Below are 2542 nucleotides of genomic sequence, written 5' to 3' on the forward strand. Positions count from 1 at the left end.
CGCCAAGAATGGGATGAGAAGGCTGGACCTCGCGCGGAGCAGCGGAGGGCCAGGCATGGCACGGCAGCGCGTGAAGACGAAGGCGAAGAAGGAGGGACCTGGGTCGGCGACCCGAACCAAGAAGAAGGCCAGTCCCCTGTCGGTGCGGCGTGCCAGAAGGTCCGCCACACACATTGCGGGCTCGAAGGCCCAAAGGGGACTGGCCGTGAAGGATTCTACGCCACGGACGATCGTCGGCATCGACCTCGGGGACCGATTCAGCCAGGTGCACGTGCTCTCGACCGAGTCCGGCGAGCACCTCGAGCAGGGGCGGATCGCGACGACGAAGGAGGGCTTCACGGCGCGGTTCGCGGACGCGCCGCGTGCGCGCGTCGCCCTGGAGACGGGGACGCACTCGGCGTGGGTGGCGCGGCTGCTGGCCGATCTGGGGCACGAGGTCCTCGTCGCGAATGCGCGCAAGGTGCGGCTGATCTCCGACAACGAGCGGAAGAACGACAAGCTCGACGCGGAGCGGCTGGCGCTGCTCGCCCGCGCGGACCCGCGGCTCCTGCACCCGGTGCGGCCTCGTGGCGAGGCCGCGCAGACCGCGCTCGTGACGCTGAAGGCTCGTGACAGCCTGGTGCGCGGGCGGACGGGCCTGATCAACACGGTCCGCGGGGTCGTCAAAGCCTCGGGCGCCCGCTTGCCGAAGTGCTCGGCCGACGCCTTCCACAAGCACGCGGAGGCGAACCTGCCGGGCGAGCTCCAGGCGGCGCTCCAGCCCCTCGTCGCGCAGATCGCTGCGCTGACGGCGACGATCAAGCACTACGACGGCCAGGTGAAGCGGCTGGCCAAGGAGTTCCCCGAGACGGAGCTCCTGAGCCAGGTGAACGGCGTCGGGGCGCTGACCGCGCTCGCCTTCCTCCTGACCGTCGAGGACCCGAAGCGCTTCGCGAACGGCGGGAAGGTCGCGGCCTACCTGGGGCTGTGTCCACGCCAGGACTCGTCGTGCACGATCGACAAGCAGCTGCGGATCACGAAGTCGGGGAACTCGTTCGTGCGTCGCCTGATGGTGACCTCGGCGCACTACGTCCTCGGCCCGTTCGGCACCGACAGCGACCTGCGGCGCTGGGGCCTGAAGCTCTGCGAGCGCGGCGGGAAGAACGGCAAGAAGCGCGCGGTCGTCGCGGTCGCTCGGAAGCTCGCGGTCCTGCTGCGGCACCTCTGGCTCACCGGGCAGGTCTACGACCCGCTCCACAACAGCGCGAAGACCAGCGCGGCCAGCGCCGAGAAGGAGGTCACGGTGGCGGCAGCCACCGCCTCGTAGGAGACACCAGCGGTCGCCGCCTCGGGCGCGCGGACCATGACGAAACAGAGCTGACCCACTGCCCGGTCCGGAGCGACCGCGATTGGCGCCCTGGACCTCGAGTCCGACGCCAAGAATGCGGCGCCCTGGCCCTGGCGGACACCAACGTGCGCCGGGCCTCCATGACGTGGGCCCCTCGAGAGCGCGAATGGGAGCGTGGCGGGGTGGGCCTGTCTCGACATGGACCGTGACCCGCGGCGGGCCGACGGAGACCCCTGCGGAGCGCGTCGCGGCGCGACCGGCAGCGGGTGGCGTGCCGCGCGGGCCGCGGCACGGCAGCGTGCCGACGAGCACGGCCGCACGGGCCGCGTCCGCGCGGCACGCCACCCGCGAAGCCGGTCGCGCTTCGCAGGGTCTTGGCGGGCTGGCCTGCATGGCGACTTACGCGCGGCCCCCTCTCGGCCCCGGAAGAACATTGAGAAGGGGGGCCGAGAGGGGGCCTCTCGAAGAGGGTGGATGTCGAAGAGCAAGAGCAAGAGCCGCCACGGCGGCTGAAGACGAAGACGGAAGAAGAGGCTTGCGAGGTCAGCCTTCTCATGGGAGGCGCCAAGGACGCCCAAGGTCGTCCCGACGCGGGTCCCGCGGGCCGGCCGTCAGCGCGTCCTTGGGCGTCCTTGGCGCCTTGGCGTCCATGAAGTGCCCGGTGACCGCGACCAGGCCGTGGACCGCCGGAAGGGTCGGACGAGCTAGGCGAGCGTCTCGCCTTCGCGGACGAGCCGCGCCGAGTTGAAGACGATGACCAGGTCGGCGAGGTTGTGGAGCACGAGGGCCACGATCGGCGAGAGCAGGCCCAGGGCCGTGATCACCACGCCGGCGACGATGAACCCCACGGCGAAGACCAGGTTCTGGGCGACGACGGCGCGGGTCCGGCGCGAGAGCTCGATCAGGAACGGGAGCCGGCCCAGGTCGTCGCGCAGGAGCGCCACGCGGGCGCTGTGGATGGCCCCGTCCGTGCCGGCGCCGCCCATGGCCCCGCCGCCCGAGGAGGAGCCGGAGAGCACGATGAGCATGTTCGAGCCCATCGACGCGAAGGTGGCCTCGACGCGGGCCTTGGCCCCGTCGCCGATGGCCACCATGGCGATGACCGCGGCCACGCCGATGACGATGCCGAGGAGCGTGAGGAAAGAGCGCAGCGCGTTGCGGCGCACCGAGACGAGGGCGAGGCGGATGGTTTCGAGCAGCATCAGGCGATCTCCC

At 71.3% G+C, this 2542-nt stretch carries 2 protein-coding genes; one reads left to right on the plus strand and one right to left on the minus strand.

All coding sequences use genetic code 11. The features are described 5' to 3' along the window. The first annotated feature begins 205 nt into the window (after positions 1-205). Positions 206-1306 carry an IS110 family transposase gene (locus IT371_30145; GenBank protein MCC6751954.1) on the plus strand — a complete coding sequence of 367 codons (1101 nt, stop codon included), beginning with the start codon at positions 206-208 and terminating at the stop codon, positions 1304-1306. A 725-nt stretch (positions 1307-2031) separates the two neighbouring features. On the opposite strand, the gene IT371_30150 is transcribed toward IT371_30145, so the two are convergent. After that, the gene (locus IT371_30150; protein MCC6751955.1) at positions 2032-2532 is read right to left on the minus strand and encodes an ABC transporter permease; all 501 of its coding nucleotides are present in this window, start codon (positions 2530-2532) and stop codon (positions 2032-2034) included. Positions 2533-2542 lie beyond the last annotated feature (10 nt).

It is taken from the genome of Deltaproteobacteria bacterium (genome assembly GCA_020848905.1).
GTDB lineage: Bacteria > Myxococcota_A > Polyangia.